The sequence below is a fragment of the Mesoterricola silvestris genome (assembly GCF_030295405.1).
GTDB lineage: Bacteria > Acidobacteriota > Holophagae > Holophagales > Holophagaceae > Mesoterricola > Mesoterricola silvestris.
The window spans coordinates 317960-339284 of the sequence record NZ_AP027080.1; the positions used below are offsets into that span (position 1 = coordinate 317960).

Sequence of the window (21325 nt, forward strand, 5' to 3'; positions counted from 1 at the left end):
TCGCAGAGCTCGGTTATTCGATTCACATGATTTGATCATAAAGCTTAATGAGAGCATGGGATAATCAAAGCTATCCAAACCGGGTAGGGTGGTGGAAATAAAGATGTGAATACAGGTCCACAACCGGTCTGGTCGGCCGGATCTTCAATGCAAAATCTATTACTGAAAAAATCATGTTTCACAAATTATTATTGCTTGGGTCTTGAAATGTTTTGAAACAGGAACCGGGTGAGGTCGTACGGAATTCTGTGCTACTTGATGGCGTTCAGGATCAGAGCCAGCGGCGTGATGGCCTGGATGTTCTCCTGCCACGTGGTATCTCGACGCACCCGCTGGGGCACCAGGACGGCATCGCCGGGTTCCACGTACTCCCCGAGGACACTGCGATCGAGGATCCGGCCATCGGCCTTCAGCAGGCGGATGTTGGAATCATCCGCGTTGCGGGTGAGGCCGCCGGCGACCTTCAGCATGTCGCGGACCTTGAAGCCCGAGGCGACGTGGTAGGCCATGAAGGGGCTGGCGGTCTCGCCGATCACGTAGGCGGTTTCGGTGCGGCGGGGGACGATGATCTCGTCCCCGTCCTGGAGGTCCACGTCCAGGCGGGTGTCGCCCGCGAGGATGGCGGGGACGTTCACCACCAGGCGGTCCAGGCTGCCGGTGCCCAGGCCATGGAGGATGGGGGTCTTCAGGAGGTTGCCGGTGGTGGGCTGGCGCTTGGTCTCGTTGAGGCGGTCCAGGATGTTGTTGACGCTGCCCAGGGCGGGGGCCTTGGTGTTGGAGCGCTGGGCTTCCAGGCTGAAGGAATCCACGTTGGTGGTGGTGGTGAGGGGGCGCAGGAAGATGGAACCCTGGGGCATGGCCTCGGAAGTGAGGCCGCCGGCACGGTTCAGGATCTCCCGGAGGCTGGTCCGGTTGGAATCCAGGACGTACACGCCGGGGCGGACCACCTGGCCCCGGAGGGTGACGCTCCGGTGGGGGCGGTAGTCGGGCTTGGCGTAGACGTTGATCTGGTCCTGGGGCCTGAGGAGGGGGTTGATGGCCTCGTCGGCGAGCTGGACGGGGCTGGAGGTCTCGGAGGAAAGCAGCTTCGTGAGGTCCAGTTTCCTGACTTCGCTGGGCTTGCCTTCGCGGGTGTGGGCCAGTTCGGCCACGAGGCGGTCGGCCTGGTTCAACAGGACGCCGGTCTGGAACAGGAGATCGGAGGCGCGCATGCCTTCATGGAAGGGGAAGGTGCCGGGACGGCTGACGGGGCCCAGGACCTGGACGGTCTGGGGCAGGCGCAGGTCGGAGATGCGGTACAGCTCGATCTGGTCCCGGTCCTGGAGGAGGACGTTGTGCTCGGGATCCCCCGCGAGGGCCTTGGCCAAATCGAAGGCGAGGTACGTGGTGCGCTCGTCGGCCAGGGTGCGGACGATCTCGCCCCGGTGCAGGTAGGTGTCGGGAAGCACCTGGGATTCCCGGCGGAGGAGTTCGCCCACCCGGAGGCCCTCGGTCCGGGAGAAGGACCCGGGCACCCGGGCCCAACCGGAGACGGTGACGAGCTTCTCCCGGAGCTCGCGGCTGGTGAGGGCCGAAAGCACGTCGCCCCGCCGCAGTTCCGTGCGGCCGGCACCGGCCAGGGGGACATCGGTGGCGTCCAGGACGCCGCCCTTGCCCACCCGGCGGAGCACGAGGCTGTCGTCGAAGGCCTGGAGGGCGAGGCCCCCGGCGAAACGCAGGGCCTGTTCGACGGTTTCGCCGGGCAGCATCTCGAACTGCATGGAAGGGGCCTTGCCGTCCGAATTCCAGCGCACGAGCCAGCCGGGGAGGCCGTTGTTTTCCATGGAGACGTTATCGGCCAGGGCCTCCTGCTCGGTCACCTTGGGGGTGCGCTGATCGCCGCGGGCCTGGACGCTGATGCGCTCCAGGCGCTTGCGGAGCTGCACGAGGCGCTCCTCGATGAGGGCCCGCTCGGCGAGGGTGGGCTCCTGGAAGCCCGTGGCCGTGGCGGCCACCGGGCCCATGGGGAGGGAGGCGGAGGCGGCCGAGGCCTTCAGGGCCTCCTGCTCCTGTTCCAGCTCCCGGTCCCGGACCATGGAGGCCTTGATCTTCTCCTGGTCCTGTTCCTTGGCGGGATCGAACTCGTCCAGGCCCTCGCGCTCGCCCAGCAGGGCCTCGGCGTGCATGCGGTTGACGGAGCCCTTGGGGCCCAGGCGGAACTCCTCGGCCGCGATCTGTTCCTTGAGGTTGGCGATCTCCTTGTCCAGGCGGGTCTTCACCTTCCGGGGCTGCAGGTCGCCAGTGGCGGCCACCACGCGGGTGAAGGCGCCCTCCAGGGTCACCTGGTTGAAGGCCAGGGGCACGAAGATGGTGTCGCCGCTCTGCAGGCCGAAATTCATGTTGCCGAGGCCTTCGGCGCGAAGGGGGTAGAGGTCCACCTGGTGCACGGCCTTCCCGCCGCGCATGACCCGGATCTGGCGGTAGCTGCCGGAGGCGGTGGGGCCCCCCGCGAGGCTCAGGACATTCACGAGGCTGCTGAGGCTGGGCACCAGGTAGCCCCCGGGGCGGTACACCTCGCCCAGGACGAAGACCCGCACTTCCCGCAGCTTGACGACGGCCAGATCCACCGTGGTCCGGCTGAACTGCTGGCCCACCTTGGCCTGGACGGAGGCGCGGGCCTTGGCAAGGCTCATGCCCGCCACCTTGATGGAACCGACCTTGGGGATCACCAGTTCTCCGCGGCCGTCCACGGTGCCAGGGACCTCGAAGTTGGCGCTGCCGAAGGCGCTGAGCTGGACCTGGTCGCCGATGCCCAGGACGTAGTCGTCCGCGATGCCGCCCTCGGTGCCCGTGGACGAGGCCTGGCGGGTGGCGAAGAGATCCTCGGCGAAGCGCTTGGGGCCCTTCTCCCGGGCCTTGGCGGCCTTGATCTCGGCCTGGATGCGGTCCTGCTCGGTCTGGGCCTGGCGCGCGGCCTCCGGCGTCTGCGGGCTCCGCGGGGCGCTGGCGGCGCGGGGGGTGGCATCCGCCGCCAACGCCCCGCCCGCCTGGGCCGCGGAGGCGGCTTGCCGGAGGCTTTGGAAATCGGTGGCGCCCGGTTCCTGCGCCACCAGGGCGAGGGCCGTGAAGAAGATGCCTGTGAAGCGGGGACGAATCATGAATCCACCTTTAATTTTACAATCGTAGCATCACTGTTATACGCATTCTAATGGGTACGCGCGGACGCCATCCCCGTCAACCTCCCGGCCGCCGGAGGCCGCCTGGAAATCCAGGAAGGTCGGGTTTCAGCCGATGCGGATCATTTCCTTGAAGGCCTCGACGCGGTTGGCGTAGTCCCCGTCCTGCAGGGCCTGCACCCGCTCCGTGCCGAAATCCTGCACGGCGAAGCTGGCCATGACCGTCCCGGCCAGGGCGGCGCGCTTCATGGTGGCCAGGTCCAGGGTCCCGGCCGCGGCGAGGTAGCCCAGGAATCCGCCGGCGAAGGTGTCCCCGGCGCCGGTGGGGTCCTTCACCTCTTCCAGGGGGAAGGCGGGGGCCGCGAAAAATCCTTCGGGCGTGAAGAGCAGCATCCCGTACTCCCCGCGCTTGACCACGAGGATGCGGGGGCCCAGGTCCCGGATCTTCCCGTAGACCTTCAGGAGGTTGCGCTCCCCGGTGAGGGAGCGGGCCTCGGCCTCGTTCACCAGGAGGATATCGATCTCCTTGAGCACCTCGAGGAGGGCGGGCCGCGCCCCGTCGATCCAGAAATTCATGGTGTCCAGGGCGATCCAGGCGGGGCGGGTGGCCATCTGCCGGACCACGTCCAGCTGGAGGGTGGGGTCGATGTTGCCCAGGAAGAGGTAGGGGGCGGTGCGGAAGGCCGCGGGCAGGTCCGGCTTGAAGCCCGCGAAGACGTTCAGGTGGGTCTCGAGGGTCCGGGCCTCGTTGAGGTCGGTGCCGTACTGGCCCTTCCAGTGGAAGCTCATGCCGGGGGTGCGCACCAGGCCCCCGAGGTCGATGGGGCGGCCCTCGAAGACCCGGTACTCCGCCGGGCCGAAATCCTCGCCCACGATGGCCACCACCTGCACCGGGTGGAACCGGCTCGCGCTCAGGGAGAAATGGCTGGCGGACCCGCCCAGGATGTTGTCCCGGCGGCCCGAAGGGGTTTCGAGGTCATCGAAGGCGACGCTGCCGACGGCGAGGAGGCTCATGGGGTGCTCCGGACGTTTGGGGATGGCGATGGACACTCACCCGGCGCCCTTTCGGGGCCCAGGTGAGCGTCGTTGGACAGAGCGGAGGCCGCCGAGCCTAGGCCGTCCTGGGGGGGACGGCTCGCAACGCTCCTCGGTGACATTAGATCCTACCTTGTGGATCCCTTGCCGGGCAACGGGATTCGGGGGGGATCAGGCCATCCCGTGTTTGGAAAGAATGGCGCTGCGCTGCTTATCGAACTCGGCCTGGGTGATGAGCTGGCTGTCGAAGAGATCCTTGAGCTCGGTGAGCTCCTCCTTGACGGTCTTGGCGGGGGCGGGGGCCGCCTGGCCCGCGGGGTAGGGGGCCTGGGCCATCTGGCCCATGGCGCCGCCCATCTGCTGGCCCATCATGTTGCCCATGCCCACGCCCATGCCCAGGCCCATGCCCATCCCGGCCAGTCCCCCGGGGTTCTGGGCGGCCAGGGGCACCGAATCGGCCACCTGCATCTGGGTGTAGGCGCCCATGACGGGGGCCATCATGCCCACCGAGGTGCGCTTGTCCATCATGGCCTCCACCTCCTCGGGGAGGCTGATGTTCTCGATGAAGAGCTTGGAGCACTCCAGGCCCATGGTCTGGAATTCGGGATCCATCTTCTGGCGCAGCAGGTCCGAGAGGTCGTCGTAGTGGGCGGCCAGGTCCAGGGCGGGGACCTTGGCCTCCCCCAGGGCGTCGGTGAACTTGCTGATCAGGCTCTTGCGGAGCTGCTCGGTGATGTCGTCCTTGGTGTAGACGCCGTTGGTGCCCACCAGCTCCTTGAGGAACTTCTTGGAATCCTTCACACGGATGGAATAGATGCCGAAGGCCCGGATGCGCAGCATGCCGAAGTCGGCGTCCCGCATCATGATGGGGTTGGAGGTGCCCCACCCCAGGTCGTTGTAGAGCCGGGTGTTGGTGAAATAGACCTCGGACTTGAAGGGGCTCTCGAAGCCGTACTTCCAGCCCTTGAGGTCGGCCAGGATGGGCATGTTGCGGGTGGAAAGGGTGTGGGTGCCGGGGGTGAAGGTGTCGGCGAACTGCCCCTCGTGGACGAAGGTGGCCTCCTGGCTTTCGCGCACCACCAGCTGGGCGTTGTTCTTGATCTCCTGGTTGCGCACCGGGAAGCGCCAGGCCAGCACGTCGTTGGAATCGTCGAGCCACTCAATGATTTCAATGAATTGAGCCTTGCCCCAGTCCATAAAAGCCATATAAGGCCTCCTCACGGCGCATGCCGATGGGAAGAAGTTTACGACTTCTTCCGGCTTTTGGGCGGTCCCGGGTTGGGAATCCGCGTCCGGGTGAACACCGTGCGCGAATCGGAATCCACCACGCACCGCCACCCCCGGCTCTCCCCGGGCATGCGCAGGTCCACCTCCCATCCGCCCGTGGCGCCGTTCAGGTGCACCCGCCGCGCGCTGACGGCGATGCCGGAGGTGGCGTGCTCGGCGATGGCCCGGGCCTCCCGGGCCGTGGCCACGGGCCGGGCCTGGGCGGCCCCGCCCAGCAGGAGGAGGGCGGCGAGGAGGGCCTTCACTTCGCTTCGGGGATGCCCAGTTCCCTGAGCCATACGGCGTGCACCGAGGGGCGCTCGCTGCGGATCCCCTCCTTGCGCAGGGTGTGGATGCGCAGCGCGCCGTCCCGGAAGCCCAGGAGGATCCCCTCCCGTCCCTCCCGGAAATGGCCCTGGGGGCAGGTGGAGGCCGAAGGCAGGGCCCAGGCCACCTTCACCATGCCCCGGTCCGTTTCCAGGAAGGCGTTGGGCCAGGGGTCGGCCACGGCCCGCACGAGGTTGAAGGCCTCGTGGAGGGGGTGGGTGAGGTCGAGGCGGCCGTCCTCGGGGGATCGGCCGCCGAAATAGGTGGAGGGGCCGAGGCTCTTCTGGGGGATGCGCTTGGCGGTGCCGTCCACGAGCCCCGGGACCAGGGCCTTGACCAGGGTCCTGGCGGCCGCGGCGGAGCGGAGGGTGAGGCTCAGGGCGGTCTCGTCCCAGGCGATGGGCAGGGGGGTCTGGCCGATGATGTCGCCGTCGTCGGGCTTGGCGGTCATGGTGTGGAGGGTGATGCCCGTGGCGGTCTCCCCCTTCACCAGGACCCAGTTGATGGGGGCCCGGCCCCGGTAGGCCGGAAGGAGGGAGCCGTGGAGGTTGTAGGCCCCCTTCTTGGGCAGGTCCAGGTAGCGCTGGTGGATCATTTCCCGAAAATAGAAGCTGAAGAGGAAATCCGGGGCCATGGCGGCGATGGACCGGTAGACCCGGTCGCTGTTGAAATCCTTTTCCATGTGCACCGCGATGCCGTGCTTCTGGGCCAGGGCGGCGGGGGGGGTGAACCAGGCCTCGTCGGGGCGCTGGGGGTACGTGTAGAGGGCCTGCACGTTGATGCCCGCCTCCAGGAGCCCGGCCAGGGCCTCGTGGCCGACGGAGGAATAGGCGCAGACGATGGCTGTGGTCATGGGGGTGCCTCCGGGGAAGGTCCATCCTAACCTCCGGACCCTTCCTGCCGTATTCTGCACCAGGAGGCTCCGTTCCTGTAGAGTCGATGGCGGAGGGTACGGAATTGATGGACCTGCGTCCTTTGATCGTGGCCGGCCTCCTGGGCGTCGCCGCCCAGGTGTGGGCGGCGCCCGCCCCGGAGGACCCCTTCTTCCTCCCCCCCGACGCCAAGGCCTACATCCTCAAGGCCACGGGCTCGGCGCCCACCACCCAGACCAAGCTCCAGGACCTCCTCCAGGCGCTCTTCCAGAAGCGCAGCGAGGGCGGGCTGGGCCTGGTCTACGACAACACCCGCACCCGCACGGTGGGCGAGGTGTGGACCGAAGGCAAGGCCAACTGCCTGTCCATGACGGCCTTCTTCGTGTCGGCGTGCCGGGCCATCGGGATCCACGAGGAGTACGCGGAGGCCCTGAACACCAACCACTGGCGCAAGGCGGGGGGAATCGTCCGCTTCGAGCGGCACGTGGTGGCCCTGACGCCCGCGCCGCCCCGCAACGACCTCATCGCGGATTTCGTGCCGGAGCTGCGGAAGCGCTACGGCACCTACAAGGTCGTCGTCCTGCCGGAATCCCGGTTCCGGGCCCTGTTCTACAGCAACCGGGCCGTGGAACGCCTCACGGAGGGGGACATGGAAGGCGCCCGGGAGCAGGCGCAGCTTTCCCTGGACGCGGATCCCAAATCGAGCGTCGGCTGGAACATCCTGGGCGTCGTGCTGGCCTCCGGCGCGGACCTGCCCAAGGCCGAGGAGGCCTACCGCCGCGCCATGGAGCTGGACCACCGCGACGGCGCGCCCATCGGGAACATGGAGGCCCTCCTGCGCAACACGGGCCGGGCGGAGGAGGCCCAGCGCTACCGGGTCCTGGGGGAAACGGTGCGGAAGAAGGATCCCTACTTCCACGCCTACCTGGCCGAGGAGGCCCTGGTGGAGGGCGACCTGGGCGAAGCCCAGACCCGGATCCGCTCGGCCCTGAAGATCCTGCCCAAGGACCCGGACTTCCTGCTGCTGGCGGCCCGGGTGCGGCTGGCGACCGGGGACCTGGACGGGGCCATCCGGAGCCTCGAGGACGCCCGGAAGTACGCGGACCCGGCGGAGCAGGAGCGGTACAACAGCAAGATCGAGGGGATCCAGGGGATGAAGGGCGGAAAGGTGGAGCGCTGACGCCCGGCTAGGCCAGGACCCCCCGCCCCGATTTGATCCGCTCCACGATGGTGCTGGAGCTGTGCCCCGGCAGGAACGGGATGAGCACGAGCCTGCCCCCCCGCGCCTCCACCACCTCCCGCCCCACCACGGTCTCGGGCGTGTAGTCCCCCCCCTTGGTGAGGATGTCGGGCTGCAGGGCGGTGATGAGTTCCAGGGGGGTGTCCTCCTCGAAGCGCACCACGGCGTCCACGCTGCGCAGGCCCAGCAGCACCCGGGCCCGGGCCGCCTCGTCCTGCAGGGGCCGGCTGGGGCCCTTGAGCCGGGCCACGGAGGCGTCGGAGTTCAGGCCCACCACCAGGAAGTCCCCCAGGGCCCGGGCGTCCTCCAGGTACTGCACGTGGCCCGGGTGGATCAGGTCAAAGCAACCGTTGGTAAAACAGAGCTTGCCATTCCGGGTGGGGTGGGCCCGGAGGAAGGCCTGGGCGTCGGGGAAGTAGCGGGCGGGTGAAGTCATGGGAATCCTGGAGTAAGCTGGTAGTTCCGGCCGCCGGCCGGTTTCAAGAGGATGCCATGCCGCTGTATGAATACCGCTGCGAAACCTGCGGCGAAAAGGAAGAAAAACTGGAGGGCTTTTCCGCTCCCACCGAGCACGCCTGCGAACACTGCGGGACGGCGGCGGGGATGAAGCGCCAGATCTCCCGCACGGCCTTCAACCTGGCCGGAGGGGGCTGGCACGCCCAGGGCTATTCGGGCCCCGCCCCGGAAAAGAAGGAGGCCGCCCCGGCGCCCTCCTCCGCCCCCAAGGGGGGCTGCGCCGGCGGGTGCGCCTGCCATTCCCCGGCCAAGGACAACTGAAAATCGGGAATGGTGCTGGACATTCCCCTGGATTTCGGTAACATTTCAGATTCCCGGGTCCCTCGGGCCCGTGGAATTTTCGCCCGACGTCATCCCGCATGACCTCTCCGGCGCCGGCGAGCGGCGAACACCTTGCCGCCTGCCCAAAACATAGGAGGATGGTGTGCCAACCATCAATCAGCTGATCCGCCAGGGGCGGAGCACCTTCGAGAACAAGACCAAGAGCCCGGCGCTGGACGCCTGCCCCCAGAAGCGCGGCGTGTGCACCCGGGTCTTCACCACGACGCCCAAGAAGCCGAACTCGGCCCTCCGCAAGGTGGCCCGCGTCCGTCTCACCAACGGCATCGAGTGCACCACCTACATCCCCGGCGTGGGCCACAACCTGCAGGAGCACAGCATCGTGCTCATCCGCGGCGGCCGCGTGAAGGATCTCCCGGGCGTGCGCTATCACGTGGTCCGAGGCACCCTGGATGCCACCGGCGTCGCCGGCCGCAACCAGTCCCGTTCCAAGTACGGCGCCAAGCGCCCCAAGGCGGGTGCCGTCGCCGCCAAGAAGAAGTGAGGTAGACATGAGCCGCCGTTCCAGCCCCGCCAAGCGCGAAATCCTGCCGGATCCCGTCTACAACAGCCTCACCGTCTCCAAGTTCATCAACGTCCTGATGGAGCGCGGCAAGAAGTCCACCGCCGAGCGCATCCTCTACGGGGCGCTGGAGATCGTCGCCAAGAAGTCCGGCGAGGAGGCCCTGGAGGCCTTCCAGAAGGCCCTGAACAACATCAAGCCCTCCGTCGAGGTGAAGTCCCGCCGCGTCGGCGGCGCCACCTACCAGGTGCCCGTGGAGGTTCCCCAGAGCCGCCGCCAGTCCCTGGCCATGCGCTGGCTCAAGACCTATTCCGCCGGCCGCGGCGAGCGCACCATGCGCGACAAGCTCGCCGGCGAGATCCTGGACGCCATGAACTTCCGCGGTTCCTCCGTGAAGAAGAAGGACGACGTCCACAAGATGGCCGAAGCCAACAAGGCCTTCGCCCACTTCCGCTGGTAGGACCAGGACCTTCAAAAACGGGGCCGATCATGACGGATCGGCCCCCGTTTTTGCCCGGTGCAAATGCAACCCTAATCTGATATTTGATTCCTGAACTCTGAAGGAGGCCCCCGTGGCCCGCACGACTCCCCTCGAGCGCTACCGCAACATCGGCATCATGGCTCACATCGATGCCGGCAAGACCACGACGACGGAGCGTATCCTCTACTACACCGGCAAGATCCACAAGATCGGCGAGGTGCATGAGGGCGCGGCCACCACCGACTGGATGGTCCAGGAACAGGAGCGCGGCATCACCATCACGTCCGCCGCCATCACCGCGGCGTGGACGGCCCAGACCGGGTTCCTCAAGGACATCGAGCACCGCATCAACATCATCGACACCCCCGGCCACGTGGACTTCACCGCCGAGGTGGAGCGCAGCCTGCGCGTGCTGGACGGCTCCGTGGCAGTGTTCTGCGCCGTGGGCGGCGTCGAGCCCCAGTCCGAGACCGTGTGGCGCCAGGCCGACAAGTACGGCGTGCCCCGCCTGGGCTTCGTGAACAAGATGGACCGCCCCGGCGCGGACTTCTTCCGCGTCTGCGAGATGATGCGCACCCGCATCAAGGCCCGGCCCATGCCCATCCAGATCCCCATCGGGGCCGAGGAGAACTTCAAGGGCGTCGTGGACCTCGTCCTCATGAAGGCCCTCACCTTCAGCGAAGGCGACAAGGGCTTCGAGGTGGTCTACGGCGAGATCCCCGAGGATCTGGTGGAGACCGCCAACGAGTGGCGCGAGAAGATGATCGAGATGGTCGCCGAGACCGACGACGTCCTGATGGACAAGTACCTCAGCGGCGAGAGCCTCACCGAGGACGAGATCCGCACCGGCATCCGCAAGGGCTGCCTGGGCCTGGCCTTCACGCCCATGTGCTGCGGCTCCGCCTTCAAGAACAAGGGCGTCCAGCCCCTGCTGGACAGCGTCGTCAGCTACATGCCCAGCCCCCTGGACGTGCCCGCCATCCAGGGCCACGACCTGGAGGGCAACGAGGTCGAGCGCCAGGCCAAGGACACCGAGCCCTTCAGCGCCCTGATCTTCAAGATCATGGCCGACCCCTTCGTGGGCAGCCTCGCCTTCATCCGCGTCTACTCCGGCGTCATGGCCGCGGGTTCGGGCGTCTACAACGCGAACAAGGGCCGCCGCGAGCGCATCGGGCGCCTCCTGCAGATGCACGCCAACAAGCGCGAGGACATCGAGGAGGTCCGCACGGGCGACATCGGCGCCGCCGTGGGCTTCAAGGACGTCCTCACCGGCCAGACCATCTGCGACGAGAACCACCCCGTGATCCTGGAGTCCATGGACTTCCCCGATCCCGTCATCCAGGTGTCCATCGAGCCCAAGACCAAGGCCGACCAGGAGAAGATGGGCATCGCCCTGAGCCGCCTGGCCCAGGAGGATCCCACCTTCAAGGTGAAGACCGACCCCGAGACCGGCCAGACCATCATCGCCGGCATGGGCGAGCTGCACCTGGAGATCATCGTCGACCGCATGATGCGCGAGTTCAAGGTGGAAGCCAACGTGGGCAAGCCCATGGTGGCCTACCGCGAGACCATCCGGAAGCGGGTGGAGGCCGAAGGCAAGTTCGTGCGTCAGTCCGGTGGCCGCGGCCAGTACGGCCACGTGAAGGTGGTCGTGGAGCCCAACGAGCAGGGCAAGGGCTACGAGTTCATCAACGACATCAAGGGCGGCGTGATCCCCAAGGAATACATCAAGCCCGTGGACCAGGGCATCCAGGAGGCCATGATGTCCGGCGTCCTGGCCGGCTACCCCGTGGTGGACGTGAAGATCACCCTCTACGACGGAAGCTTCCACGAGGTGGACTCCAACGAAATGGCGTTCAAGATCGCCGGCTCCATGGGCTTCAAGAACGGCTGCGAAAAGGCCAACCCCGTGCTGCTCGAGCCCATCATGAGCGTCGAGGTGGTGGTCCCCGAGGACTACATGGGCGACGTGATCGGCAACCTGAACAGCCGCCGCGGCCGCATCGAGAACATGGAAGACCGGGCCGGCGTCAAGGTCGTCACCAGCCAGGTCCCCCTGGCCGAGATGTTCGCCTACTCCACCAGCCTGCGCGGCATGACCCAGGGCCGCGGCAACTACACCATGCAGTTCAGCCATTACGACGAGGCTCCCCGGAACGTGGCGGAAGAAGTGATCGCCAAGGTCCGCGGCACCAAGTAGAAGAATTCCGGGCGTCGAGGCGCCGGGACGAAGTCACAGCCCCCACCCGGGGGTGAGGTCGCCCGAGATCCCCAGGGATCGAGACCTCTTCATACGAAGCTTGACGGAGGGGAAACCCTCCCGATTGCCTTGAAAATCAAAAAAAGCCATTGCGAAATCGATGGCTTTTGCTATTCTGACTAGCCCTGTCCCTGTTATCGGGACAACAAAACCCATGGGCGGTCAGCGCCCCACGTCTATGGACGGTACAACCGTCCCACTGGAGTGAAGATGAAAGACAATATTCGCATCCGTCTGCGAGCCTTCGACCACCGTCTGCTGGACCAGTCCACCCGCGAAATCGTGGAGACTGCCAAGCGCACCGGGGCGCAGGTTGCGGGGCCCATCCCCCTTCCCACGCGCACGTCGAAGTACACCGTCAACCGCTCTCCCCACGTCGACAAGAAGAGCCGCGACCAGTTCGAGATCCGCACCCACAAGCGGCTCCTCGACATCCTGAACCCCACGCAGAACACCGTGGACACCCTCATGCGCCTGGACCTCCCGGCGGGTGTGGATGTCGAGATCAAGGTGTTCAGCCGGCAGGGCAACAGGTAAAGGGAGGCGACGATAATGACCAAGGGAATCATCGGCAAGAAGCTGGGCATGACCCAGATCTTCAATGAAAAGGGACAGGTCGTCCCCGTTACCGTAATCCAGGCCGGCCCGTGCGTGGTCGTCATGCGCAAGACCGTGGCCCGCGACGGCTACGAGGCTGTCCAGGTGGGTTTTGTGGACCCCCAGGGCGGCAAGCGCGCCTCCAAGCCCGAGAAGGGCCACTGCGAGAAGCACGGCGTGGCTCCCGTCCGGGTGCTCCGCGAGCTGAAGGTGGACGCCACCGACACCCTCAAGGAAGGCGACTCCATCGTGGCCTCCCAGTTCGAGGGCGGCGCCAAGGTGCACGTCACCGGCATCAGCAAGGGCAAGGGCTTCGCCGGCGTCATGAAGCGCCACCACTTCAAGGGTGGACGCGCGACCCACGGCTCCATGTTCCACCGCGCCCCCGGCTCCATCGGCGGTTCGTCCTACCCCTCCCGTGTGTGGCCCGGTATGCGCATGGGCGGCCACATGGGCGCCGAGCAGGTCACCGTCCGGAATCTGGAAGTGGCCCGCGTGGACGCCGAGAACAACCTGCTGCTCATCAAAGGCGCCGTTCCCGGCCCCAAGGGCGGCTACGTCGTGATCAAGCAGGAGGCGTAAGATGGCGGTCTTCTCTCATCCCGTTCTTAACCTGGATAACAAGCAGGTGGACACCGTCGAGCTCATGGCCGAGGTGTTCAAGCTTGAAGAGATCAACAATCACCTGATCTGGGAATCCGTGCGGCACCACCTGGCCAGGCGCCGGGCCGGCACCGCCAAGACCAAGGACAAGTCCGAGGTCTCCGGTTCGGGTCGCAAGCTGTGGAAGCAGAAGGGCACCGGCCGCGCGCGCGTCGGTTCCATCCGCTCCATCATCTGGAAGGGCGGCGGCACGGCCCACGGCCCCAACCCCCGCAGCTTCGATTACGCGTTCCCCAAGCGGGCCCGCCGTTCCGCCCTGCGCAACGCCCTCTCCGCGAAGTTCGCTTCCGGCCAGGTCGTGGTCGTGGAGAACTGGACCGTGGATTCCCACAAGACCAAGGCCCTCATCGCGACCCTCGCCAAGCTGGGCGTCGCGGGTTCGGCCCTCCTGGTGGGCACCTCCGACAAGGCGACCCTTGCCGCGGGCAACAACCCCAAGCTCCACACCATCGAGAGCCTGGGCGTCAACGTCTATGACCTTCTGAAGTTCGACCAGGTTGTCTTCTCCAAGGAAGCCATCCTGGCCCTCCAGGAAGTGGTGAAGCCATGACCAAGATTTTCGAAGTGATCCGCAAGCCCCTTCTCACCGAGAAGGGCCAGCTCCTGCGCGAGGCCAACATCCAGGTCTTCGAGGTCGCCGTCTGGGCCTCCAAGCACCAGATCAAGGAAGCCGCCGAACTCCTTCTCCAGGCCAAGGTCAAGTCCATCCGCACCGTCAAGATGCCCAGCAAGAGCAAGCGCCTGGGCCGCTGGATGGGCACGACCGGCAGCAAGAAGAAGGCCTACATTGAACTGGTCGAGGCCACCGAGGCCGCGCAGTAACGACCGTTCTTCCATTCGCCGGGCGGACAAGAAATGCCACTATCGCCCGGCCCTTTTGAGGCATGAGGATAACCATGAGCATCAAGCTGCTCAAGCCCACGACCCCCGGTCAGCGGGGCATGTCCAAGCAGGGATTCGAGGAGATCACCACCGATCGCCCCGAGCGCACCCTCCTGGGCACCCGCAAGCGTTCCGGCGGCCGTTCCAACACCGGCCGCGTCACCACGCGCCACATCGGCGGCGGCCACAAGCGCCGCTACCGCGTCATCGACTTCAAGCGCAACAAGGCTGACGTTCCGGCCCGGGTCGCCACCATCGAGTACGACCCCAACCGCTCCGCCCGCATCGCGCTGCTGATCTACGCCGACGGCGAGAAGCGCTACATCCTGGCCCCCGACGGCCTGGAAGTGGGGCGCACCGTCCTCTCCGGCAAGAACGCGGACATCCTGGTGGGCAACTCCCTGCCCATCAAGAACATCCCCCTCGGCACCGAAGTCCACAACATCGAGCTGAAGCCCGGCAAGGGCGGGCAGATCGCCCGCGCCGCCGGCACCTTCGCCCAGGTGGTGGCCAAGGACGTCGACTACGCCCAGCTGCGCATGCCCTCCGGCGAGATCCGCAAGATCCACGTGGAGTGCTTCGCCACCATCGGCAAGGTCGGCAACCTGCAGCATGAGAATGTCGCCCTGGGCAAGGCCGGCCGCAGGATCTGGCTGGGCGTTCGCCCCACGGTCCGCGGCGTGGTCATGAACCCGGTGGATCACCCCCACGGCGGCGGCGAAGGCCGCACCTCCGGCGGCCGTCACCCCGTGACGCCCTGGGGTCAGCCGACTCGCGGCTTCAAGACGCGCTCCAACAAGCGCACCACCAAATTCATCATCAAGCGGATCAACTAGGAGGGGTATTCATGGCTCGTTCGCTTAAAAAAGGTCCGTTCATCGATGCCCACCTCCAGAAGAAGGTGGACACCGCCCAGCAGCAGGGCGACAAGCGGGTCATCAAGACCTGGTCGCGCCGCTCCACCGTGGTCCCCACGATGATCGGCCTCACCATCGCCGTGCACAACGGCAACAAGTTCATCCCTGTCTACGTCACTGACAACATGGTGGGCCACAAGCTGGGGGAGTTCTCCCTGACCCGCACCTTCAGGGGCCACGCCGGCAAGTCCGACGCCAAGGCCAAGGGGAAGTAAGATGACGACCATCGTTAGCAGCGCCACGCTCCGGCACCTGCGGGGATCGGCCCAGAAGGCCCGGCTCGTGATCGATCTGATCCGGGGCAAGAAGGTGGGCGAGGCCCAGTGGATCCTGGCCTCCACCAAGAAGTACGCCGCCGACCACATCAAGAAGATCCTGGACTCCGCGGTGGCCAACGCCATCGACAAGGATGCCGCCGTCAATCCCGACGAACTCTTCGTCAAGAGCGCGTTCGTGGACGAGGGCTTCCGCATGAAGCGCGTCCGCCCCGCCCCCATGGGCCGGGCCTACCGCGTGCAGAAGCGCACCTGCCACATCACGCTCCAACTCGGTCGGGAGGAATAGACCATGGGTCAGAAAGTTCATCCGTACGGCTTCCGTATCGTCCACAACAAGAACTGGCACTCCAAGTGGTTCTCCAAGCGTGAGTACGCGACCCTCCTCCACGAGGACCTCAAGCTCCGCCGCGAACTGAAGAAGCAGCTCCACGGCCTGAACGCCATGGTGTCCAAGATCGACATCGAGCGCGCCGCCGACAAGGTGACCGTCCGCATCTTCACCGCCCGCCCCGGCATCGTCATCGGCCGCAAGGGCGCCGAGATCGACAAGCTCCGCGAGGAGCTCCAGGCCAAGCTCAAGCGTCCCGTGAGCGTCGACATCCAGGAGATCAAGAAGCCCGAGATCGACGCCCAGCTGGTGGCCGAGGGCGTCGCCCAGCAGCTCGAGCGCCGCATCGCCTTCCGCCGCGCCATGCGCAAGGCGGAGGAAGCCGCCATCCGTTTCGGTGCCAAGGGTTTCAAGATCAAGGTTTCCGGTCGACTGAACGGCGCCGAGATCGCCCGCACCGAGGACTATCTCTCCGGCCAGATGCCCCTCCAGACGATCCGGGCCAACGTTGACTACGGCTTTGCCGAGGCCAACACCACCTACGGCATCATCGGCGTCAAGGTGTGGGTGAACCTCGCCGAAGCCGCCGTCGAAACCGTGAAGCGCTGAGGTAACAGCCATGTTGATGCCCAATAAGGTAAAGCACCGCAAAGTCCAGAAGGGCCGCACCTGCGGCGTTTCGACCCGCGGCAACGAGATTTCCTTCGGCGATTACGGGCTCAAGGCCCTGGAGCACTGCTGGCTCACCAACCGGCAGATCGAGGCCGCCCGTATCGCCATGACCCGCCACATCAAGCGCGGCGGGCGCATCTGGATCCGGATCTTCCCCGACCGGCCCACCACCAGCAAGCCGGCCGAGACCCGCATGGGTTCCGGCAAGGGCGCGCCCGATGGCTGGGTGGCCGTGATCCGTCCCGGCCGCATCCTGTTCGAGATGGAAGGTGTGGACGAAGCCACTGCGAAGGAGGCCCTGCGCCTCGCGCAGATGAAGCTCTCCGTGGCCACCGAGTTCATCTCCCGAACCCCCCCGGAAGAGTGAGAGGCACGAGATGAACAAGAAGAATCCATTCAGCGAACTGGCCGGCAAGAGCATCGAGGAGCTGGCGCAGCTGGAGGCCGATCTGGCCGCCAAGCGCTTCACCCTGCGCTTCCAGCATGCCGTGGGACAGGTGGAGAACACCGCCGAGATCCGCAAGACGCGCCGCGAACTGGCCCGCGTCAAGACCGCCCTCAAGTCCAAACTGGCTGTGTGAGGAAACCATGAGCCTAGAACATAAGATGATTCGCAGTGGCGTGGTGGTCTCCAACAAGGCCGACAAGACGGTGGTGGTGAAGGTGGAGCGCAAGTTCCAGCACCCCCTGTACTCCCGGACCGTGAAGCAGACCGCGAAATTCATGGCCCATGACGAGACCAACGCCTGCCAGATCGGCGACGTGGTCAAGATCGTGGAGTCCCGTCCCCTTTCCAAGCGCAAGCGCTGGATGGTCCTGGAGATCACCCAGAAAGCTGGCGAGTAAGGAGCCGATATGATTCAGATGGGATCCATGCTAACCGTCGCCGACAATTCCGGCGCCAAGAAGATCTGCTGCATCCTGCCCCTGGGCGGCGGTGTGGGCAGGATCGCCCAGCTGGGCGATGTGATCACCGCTTCCGTCAAGGAAGCCATCCCGGGCGGCACGGTCAAGAAGAAGGCCGTCGTCCAGGCCGTCATCGTCCGCCAGCGGAAGGCCTTCCGCCGCAAGGACGGCTCCTACATCCGCTTCGACGAGAACGCCGCCGTCATCATCAAGAAGGATGGCGAGCCGGTGGGCACCCGCGTCTTCGGACCCGTGGCCCGCGAACTGCGCGAGCGGAAGTACATGAAGATCGTTTCCCTCGCCCCTGAGGTGCTCTAATGGATAAGCCGACCAAGATGAAGCTCAAGAAGGGCGACGAAGTGGTCGTCATCGCGGGCAAGGAAAAGGGCAAGCGCGGCCAGATCGCCAAGGTCCAGCCCGCCACCAACAAGGTGGTGGTGTCCGGCCTGAACATGATCAAGAAGGCCACCAAGCCCAACCAGCAGACCGGTGAAGGCGGCGGCATCATCTCCAAGGAGGCCCCCATCCACGCCTCCAACGTGATGCTCATCGACCCCACCACCCAGAAGCCCACCCGCAAGCGGGCCCAGTAAGAATTTTCCATTCCATTCCTTCACATCCGTGAGAGAATGGCCCTTCCGCCGATGGATCTCCGTCGGCGGAAACAATTGACAACCGAGGTTGGAAGGAAACGGGCCGGACCGCCGGTGCCAAGCCCTTCCGCCCTCCCGAACCCTGGGGATGTAGTCGTCCCCCGGAAATGGAGGAACGAATGCCCAACAATGCGGAACCCCGCATCAAGTCCCGCTACCACGCCGAAGTGGCCGGGAAGCTCCGAACGGAATTCGGGTACACCTCTGCCATGCAGGTGCCCCGTCTCAACAAGATCGTCATCAACATGGGCGTCGGCGACGCCATCCAGAACATCAAGGTCCTGGACGTCGCCGTGGAGGAGCTCACCGCCATCGCCGGCCAGAAGGCCGTCGTGCGCAAGGCCAAGAAGAGCGTCGCCCAGTTCAAGCTGCGCGAGGGCATGCCCATCGCCTGCATGGTGACCCTCCGTGGCAACCGCATGTGGGAATTCCTGGACCGCCTGGTGAGCCTGTCGCTCCCCCGCGTCCGCGACTTCCGCGGCGTGCCCACCAAGTCCTTCGACGGCCGCGGCAACTACACGCTGGGCCTCAAGGACCAGCTGATCTTCCAGGAGATCGACTACTCCAAGGTTGAAAAGATGAAGGGGATGAACATCACCTTCGTGACTTCAGCGCCCACGGACCCCGAGGCCCGTGCCCTGCTTGCCCACCTGGGCATGCCTTTCCGGAAATAGGGAGCCCCCATGGCAAGCACCAACAAGATCTTCAAGGATAGCGTCAAGCCCAAGTTTTCCACTCAGCACCGGAACCGCTGCAAGGTGTGCGGCCGTCCCCGGGGCTACATGCGCAAGTTCGAACTCTGCCGCCTTTGCTTCCGCAAGCACGCCCTCGCCGGCGAGCTCCCGGGCGTCCAGAAGTCCAGCTGGTAAGGAGAGGCATCCATGAACACTGATCCGATCGCCGATTACCTCACCCGCCTCCGCAATGGCATCATGGCCGGCCACGACGCCGTGGTCGTGCCCGCCAGCAAGATGAAGGAGCGCCTCTCCGCCATCCTGAAGCAGGAAGGCTACATCCACGGCTACAAGGCCGTCGAGCACGAGGGCCGCGACTACCTCATCATCCAGGTCAAGTACGTGAAGAACGGGGAATCCGTCATCCACGGCCTCAAGCGCATCTCCAGCCCCGGCCTCCGCGTCTACGCGGGCGTCAAGGAGATCACCGAGGTCCAGGGCGGCCTGGGCATCTCCATCCTCACGACCCCCAAGGGCCTGCTCACGGGCAAGGACGCCCGCAAGCAGAACCTGGGCGGTGAAGTCCTGGCCCACGTCTGGTAGAAACCGCTCTCCAACCTTTTCCAAGGAAACCATCATGTCTCGCATCGGAAAAAAGCCAGTGGCACTGCCGTCAGGCGTCAAAGTGACCATCCACGGGGCTGAGGCCGTCGTCGAAGGCGCCAAGGGCAAGCTCTCCTGCCCGATCCCCCAGGGGATCAGCCTCGAAGTCGCGGCCGATTCCATCAACCTTACCCGTGTCAACGACGAGGCCCAGAACCGGGCCTTCCACGGCCTCACCCGCGCCCTGATCAACAACGCCGTCGTCGGCGTGACCACGGGCTGGAAGAAGGAACTGGACATCGTCGGCGTCGGCTACAAGGCTGCCATGGAAGGTGAAACCCTCCGCCTCGACCTGGGCTACAGCCACCCGATCAACTATGTCGCTCCCCAGGGCATCGCGATCGCCGTGGAGAAGAACACTCACCTCGTCGTGACCGGGATCGACCGCCAGCTGGTCGGCCAGGTCGCCGCGGACATCCGCAAGTACCGGAAGCCGGAACCCTACAAGGGCAAGGGCGTCCAGTACACGGGTGAAGTCATCCGCCGCAAGGCCGGCAAGACCGGGAAGTAGGGAGCAACCATGGCTAACGACATCTCGATCCGCCGTCAGAAGACCAAGACCCGCATCCGGGGCCGCATTTCCGGCACCCCCGAGCGTCCGCGTCTCACCATCTACAAGAGCCTCAAGAGGATCTACGTGCAGGCCGTGGACGACACCCAGGGTGTCACCATCGCCGCCAGCAGCTCCCTCGAGAAGGGCCTGCGGGAAACCCTGGCCTCCGGCTCCAACATCGCAGCCGCCAAGGCCGTCGGGGAGAGCATCGCTGCTCGCCTGAAGGAAAAGGGCATCACGTCCGTGGTGTTCGACCGAAACGGTTATGTCTATCACGGCCGCGTCAAGGCGCTGGCCGATAGCGCCCGGGCTGCCGGGCTCCAGTTCTAGGAGGGTGAGGAACATGGCATACAATGCACCAGACACCAAGCCCCAGTCCCAGAGCGGCGACCAGCAAGGCGAAATGAAGGACCAGGTCATCTACGTGGGCCGCGTCACCAAGGTCGTGAAGGGGGGCAAGAACTTCTCCTTCAGCGCGCTGGTGGTCGTGGGCGACGGCAATGGCAAGGTGGGCTACGGCCTCGGCAAGGCGCTGGAAGTGCCTTCCGCCATCAAGAAGGGCATCGAGAGCGCCAAGCGGAACATGATCACCGTTCCCGTGTCGCCCAACCGGAGCCTGCCCCATCCCATCACCGGCCGCTTCGGCTCCGGTTCGGTTCTCATGAAGCCCGCCCCCGAGGGCACCGGCGTCATCGCCGGCGCCGCGGTGCGCGCCATCATGGAAGCCGCCGGCATCAACAACGTGCTCACCAAGAGCCTCGGTTCCTCCAACCCCCACAACGTGGTCCGCGCCACGTTCGAGGGCTTCAAGAACCTCATGGATCCCTACACGGTCATGACCAACCGTGGCCTGGATCAGGCGGAGGCCTAAATGTCCCAGCTCCTCGGCAAGCAGGTCGTCCTGACCCTGAAGCGTTCCACCATCTGCACCGTGCCCAAGCACCGCGCCTTCATCCAGACCCTCGGTCTCAAGACGATCGGTGATACGCGCGAGTGCGAATACACGCCGAATGTGCATGGCATGGTCAAGCTCATTCCGTACCTCATCGACGTCACGGTGAAGGGGTAAGTCATGAAGCTCAATGAACTGAGGCCCGCAGAGGGCGCCACGAAGAACCGCAAGCGCATCGGCCGGGGCAAGGGCTCCGGCAACGGCAAGACCGCCGGAGCCGGCGAAAAGGGCCAGAAGTCCCGCCGGGGCTACAGCTCCCAGCGCGGCTTCGAGGGCGGCCAGATGCCCCTGCACCGCCGCCTTCCCAAGCGCGGTTTCACCAATATCCATGCCATCCAGCTCCAGGAGCTGGGCCTGGACTTCATCAGCGCCCACTTCGCCGAGGGCGAGACGGTGTGCCTGGAAGCCATGAAGGACAAGAACCTGCTCGCCCCCAAGATGGGCGGGATCGTCGTCCTCAAGCGCGGCGAGCTCACCCACAAGATCACCGTGGTGGCCGACCGGGTCACCAAGGGCGCGCGGGAGGCCATTCTGGCCGTGGGCGGCACCATCCAGGAGCCCCCCTGCTCCAAGCAGGCGGCCAAGTAATCCTCT

The 21325-nt window shown here is 65.8% G+C and carries 32 protein-coding genes and 1 riboswitch; of the genes, 26 read left to right on the top strand and 6 right to left on the bottom strand.

Going from position 1 to position 21325, the window contains the following annotated elements:
* Positions 1–251: 251 nt before the first annotated feature.
* The 5 genes from R2J76_RS01365 to R2J76_RS01385 all read right to left on the bottom strand — a co-directional run bounded on the left by R2J76_RS01365 (position 252) and on the right by R2J76_RS01385 (position 6636).
* Entirely contained in the window at positions 252–3137 is a 2886-nt protein-coding gene (locus R2J76_RS01365; RefSeq protein ID WP_316413984.1) for a polysaccharide biosynthesis/export family protein, read from the bottom strand.
* 126 nt (positions 3138–3263) lie between these two features.
* Positions 3264–4169 carry a PfkB family carbohydrate kinase gene (locus R2J76_RS01370; RefSeq protein WP_316413985.1) on the bottom strand — a complete coding sequence of 302 codons (906 nt, stop codon included), beginning with the start codon at positions 4167–4169 and terminating at the stop codon, positions 3264–3266.
* Positions 4170–4226: 57 nt separating this feature from the next.
* Positions 4227–4310: riboswitch (S-adenosyl-L-homocysteine riboswitch) on the bottom strand.
* 51 nt (positions 4311–4361) lie between these two features.
* The gene (locus R2J76_RS01375; RefSeq protein ID WP_316413986.1) at positions 4362–5396 is read right to left on the bottom strand and encodes an SPFH domain-containing protein; all 1035 of its coding nucleotides are present in this window, start codon (positions 5394–5396) and stop codon (positions 4362–4364) included.
* 38 nt (positions 5397–5434) lie between these two features.
* A complete protein-coding gene (locus R2J76_RS01380; RefSeq protein WP_316413987.1) occupies positions 5435–5722 on the bottom strand; it encodes a hypothetical protein in 288 nt (95 codons plus the stop codon).
* A complete protein-coding gene (locus tag R2J76_RS01385) occupies positions 5719–6636 on the bottom strand; it encodes a formyltransferase family protein (RefSeq protein WP_316413988.1) in 918 nt (305 codons plus the stop codon). Before R2J76_RS01385 ends, R2J76_RS01380 begins: the two co-directional genes overlap by 4 nt.
* A 107-nt stretch (positions 6637–6743) precedes the next feature.
* On the opposite strand from R2J76_RS01385, the gene R2J76_RS01390 reads away from it, so the two are divergent.
* Positions 6744–7835: a tetratricopeptide repeat protein gene (locus R2J76_RS01390; protein ID WP_316413989.1), complete on the top strand. Its 1092-nt coding sequence runs from the start codon at positions 6744–6746 to the stop codon at positions 7833–7835.
* Between the two features lie 7 nt (positions 7836–7842).
* On the opposite strand, the gene rfaE2 is transcribed toward R2J76_RS01390, so the two are convergent.
* Positions 7843–8331 (bottom strand): D-glycero-beta-D-manno-heptose 1-phosphate adenylyltransferase, encoded by a 489-nt coding sequence (gene rfaE2, locus R2J76_RS01395; RefSeq protein WP_316413990.1) that lies wholly within the window; start codon positions 8329–8331, stop codon positions 7843–7845.
* 56 nt (positions 8332–8387) lie between these two features.
* On the opposite strand from rfaE2, the gene R2J76_RS01400 reads away from it, so the two are divergent.
* The 25 genes from R2J76_RS01400 (at position 8388) to rplO (ending at position 21319) form a co-directional block, all read left to right on the top strand.
* Positions 8388–8672, top strand: coding sequence for an FmdB family zinc ribbon protein (locus R2J76_RS01400; protein ID WP_316413991.1), 285 nt, complete (start codon positions 8388–8390; stop codon positions 8670–8672).
* A gap of 163 nt (positions 8673–8835) precedes the next feature.
* Complete coding sequence (gene rpsL / locus R2J76_RS01405; protein WP_306597998.1) at positions 8836–9234, top strand: 30S ribosomal protein S12; 399 nt, start codon at positions 8836–8838, stop codon at positions 9232–9234.
* 7 nt (positions 9235–9241) lie between these two features.
* Positions 9242–9712 (top strand): 30S ribosomal protein S7, encoded by a 471-nt coding sequence (gene rpsG, locus R2J76_RS01410; RefSeq protein ID WP_316413992.1) that lies wholly within the window; start codon positions 9242–9244, stop codon positions 9710–9712.
* A gap of 112 nt (positions 9713–9824) precedes the next feature.
* Positions 9825–11933, top strand: coding sequence for an elongation factor G (gene fusA, locus R2J76_RS01415; RefSeq protein WP_316413993.1), 2109 nt, complete (start codon positions 9825–9827; stop codon positions 11931–11933).
* A gap of 270 nt (positions 11934–12203) precedes the next feature.
* On the top strand, positions 12204–12530 hold the full coding sequence (gene rpsJ / locus R2J76_RS01420; protein ID WP_306597995.1) for a 30S ribosomal protein S10: 327 nt from the start codon (positions 12204–12206) through the stop codon (positions 12528–12530).
* Between the two features lie 15 nt (positions 12531–12545).
* The gene (gene rplC, locus R2J76_RS01425; protein ID WP_316413994.1) at positions 12546–13172 is read left to right on the top strand and encodes a 50S ribosomal protein L3; all 627 of its coding nucleotides are present in this window, start codon (positions 12546–12548) and stop codon (positions 13170–13172) included.
* Position 13173: 1 nt separating this feature from the next.
* The gene (gene rplD, locus R2J76_RS01430; protein WP_316413995.1) at positions 13174–13803 is read left to right on the top strand and encodes a 50S ribosomal protein L4; all 630 of its coding nucleotides are present in this window, start codon (positions 13174–13176) and stop codon (positions 13801–13803) included.
* Positions 13800–14075, top strand: coding sequence for a 50S ribosomal protein L23 (locus R2J76_RS01435; RefSeq protein ID WP_316413996.1), 276 nt, complete (start codon positions 13800–13802; stop codon positions 14073–14075). Before rplD ends, R2J76_RS01435 begins: the two co-directional genes overlap by 4 nt.
* A gap of 74 nt (positions 14076–14149) precedes the next feature.
* Positions 14150–14971 (top strand): 50S ribosomal protein L2, encoded by an 822-nt coding sequence (gene rplB / locus R2J76_RS01440; protein ID WP_316413997.1) that lies wholly within the window; start codon positions 14150–14152, stop codon positions 14969–14971.
* 11 nt (positions 14972–14982) lie between these two features.
* Positions 14983–15267: a 30S ribosomal protein S19 gene (gene rpsS / locus R2J76_RS01445; protein ID WP_316413998.1), complete on the top strand. Its 285-nt coding sequence runs from the start codon at positions 14983–14985 to the stop codon at positions 15265–15267.
* Position 15268: 1 nt separating this feature from the next.
* Positions 15269–15616, top strand: coding sequence for a 50S ribosomal protein L22 (gene rplV / locus R2J76_RS01450; protein WP_316413999.1), 348 nt, complete (start codon positions 15269–15271; stop codon positions 15614–15616).
* Positions 15617–15619: 3 nt separating this feature from the next.
* Complete coding sequence (rpsC, locus tag R2J76_RS01455; RefSeq protein WP_316414000.1) at positions 15620–16267, top strand: 30S ribosomal protein S3; 648 nt, start codon at positions 15620–15622, stop codon at positions 16265–16267.
* A gap of 10 nt (positions 16268–16277) precedes the next feature.
* On the top strand, positions 16278–16697 hold the full coding sequence (gene rplP / locus R2J76_RS01460; protein ID WP_306597987.1) for a 50S ribosomal protein L16: 420 nt from the start codon (positions 16278–16280) through the stop codon (positions 16695–16697).
* Positions 16698–16707: 10 nt separating this feature from the next.
* Positions 16708–16911, top strand: coding sequence for a 50S ribosomal protein L29 (rpmC, locus tag R2J76_RS01465; RefSeq protein WP_306597986.1), 204 nt, complete (start codon positions 16708–16710; stop codon positions 16909–16911).
* A gap of 7 nt (positions 16912–16918) precedes the next feature.
* Positions 16919–17176, top strand: coding sequence for a 30S ribosomal protein S17 (rpsQ, locus tag R2J76_RS01470; protein WP_306597984.1), 258 nt, complete (start codon positions 16919–16921; stop codon positions 17174–17176).
* A 9-nt stretch (positions 17177–17185) separates the two neighbouring features.
* Complete coding sequence (gene rplN, locus R2J76_RS01475) at positions 17186–17554, top strand: 50S ribosomal protein L14 (RefSeq protein WP_306597983.1); 369 nt, start codon at positions 17186–17188, stop codon at positions 17552–17554.
* The gene (gene rplX, locus R2J76_RS01480; RefSeq protein ID WP_316414002.1) at positions 17554–17829 is read left to right on the top strand and encodes a 50S ribosomal protein L24; all 276 of its coding nucleotides are present in this window, start codon (positions 17554–17556) and stop codon (positions 17827–17829) included. Before rplN ends, rplX begins: the two co-directional genes overlap by 1 nt.
* A 179-nt stretch (positions 17830–18008) precedes the next feature.
* Complete coding sequence (gene rplE, locus R2J76_RS01485; RefSeq protein WP_316414003.1) at positions 18009–18563, top strand: 50S ribosomal protein L5; 555 nt, start codon at positions 18009–18011, stop codon at positions 18561–18563.
* 9 nt (positions 18564–18572) lie between these two features.
* On the top strand, positions 18573–18758 hold the full coding sequence (locus R2J76_RS01490; protein WP_316414004.1) for a type Z 30S ribosomal protein S14: 186 nt from the start codon (positions 18573–18575) through the stop codon (positions 18756–18758).
* Positions 18759–18770: 12 nt separating this feature from the next.
* Positions 18771–19166: a 30S ribosomal protein S8 gene (rpsH, locus tag R2J76_RS01495; protein ID WP_316414005.1), complete on the top strand. Its 396-nt coding sequence runs from the start codon at positions 18771–18773 to the stop codon at positions 19164–19166.
* Positions 19167–19200: 34 nt separating this feature from the next.
* Positions 19201–19737 carry a 50S ribosomal protein L6 gene (gene rplF, locus R2J76_RS01500; protein ID WP_316414006.1) on the top strand — a complete coding sequence of 179 codons (537 nt, stop codon included), beginning with the start codon at positions 19201–19203 and terminating at the stop codon, positions 19735–19737.
* Positions 19738–19746: 9 nt separating this feature from the next.
* A complete protein-coding gene (rplR, locus tag R2J76_RS01505; protein WP_316414007.1) occupies positions 19747–20109 on the top strand; it encodes a 50S ribosomal protein L18 in 363 nt (120 codons plus the stop codon).
* 73 nt (positions 20110–20182) lie between these two features.
* Positions 20183–20650 (top strand): 30S ribosomal protein S5, encoded by a 468-nt coding sequence (rpsE, locus tag R2J76_RS01510; RefSeq protein WP_394366815.1) that lies wholly within the window; start codon positions 20183–20185, stop codon positions 20648–20650.
* Positions 20651–20848, top strand: a complete 198-nt coding sequence (locus R2J76_RS01515; RefSeq protein WP_316414009.1) for an uL30 family ribosomal protein — start codon at positions 20651–20653, stop codon at positions 20846–20848.
* 3 nt (positions 20849–20851) lie between these two features.
* Entirely contained in the window at positions 20852–21319 is a 468-nt protein-coding gene (rplO, locus tag R2J76_RS01520) for a 50S ribosomal protein L15 (protein ID WP_316414010.1), read from the top strand.
* Positions 21320–21325 lie beyond the last annotated feature (6 nt).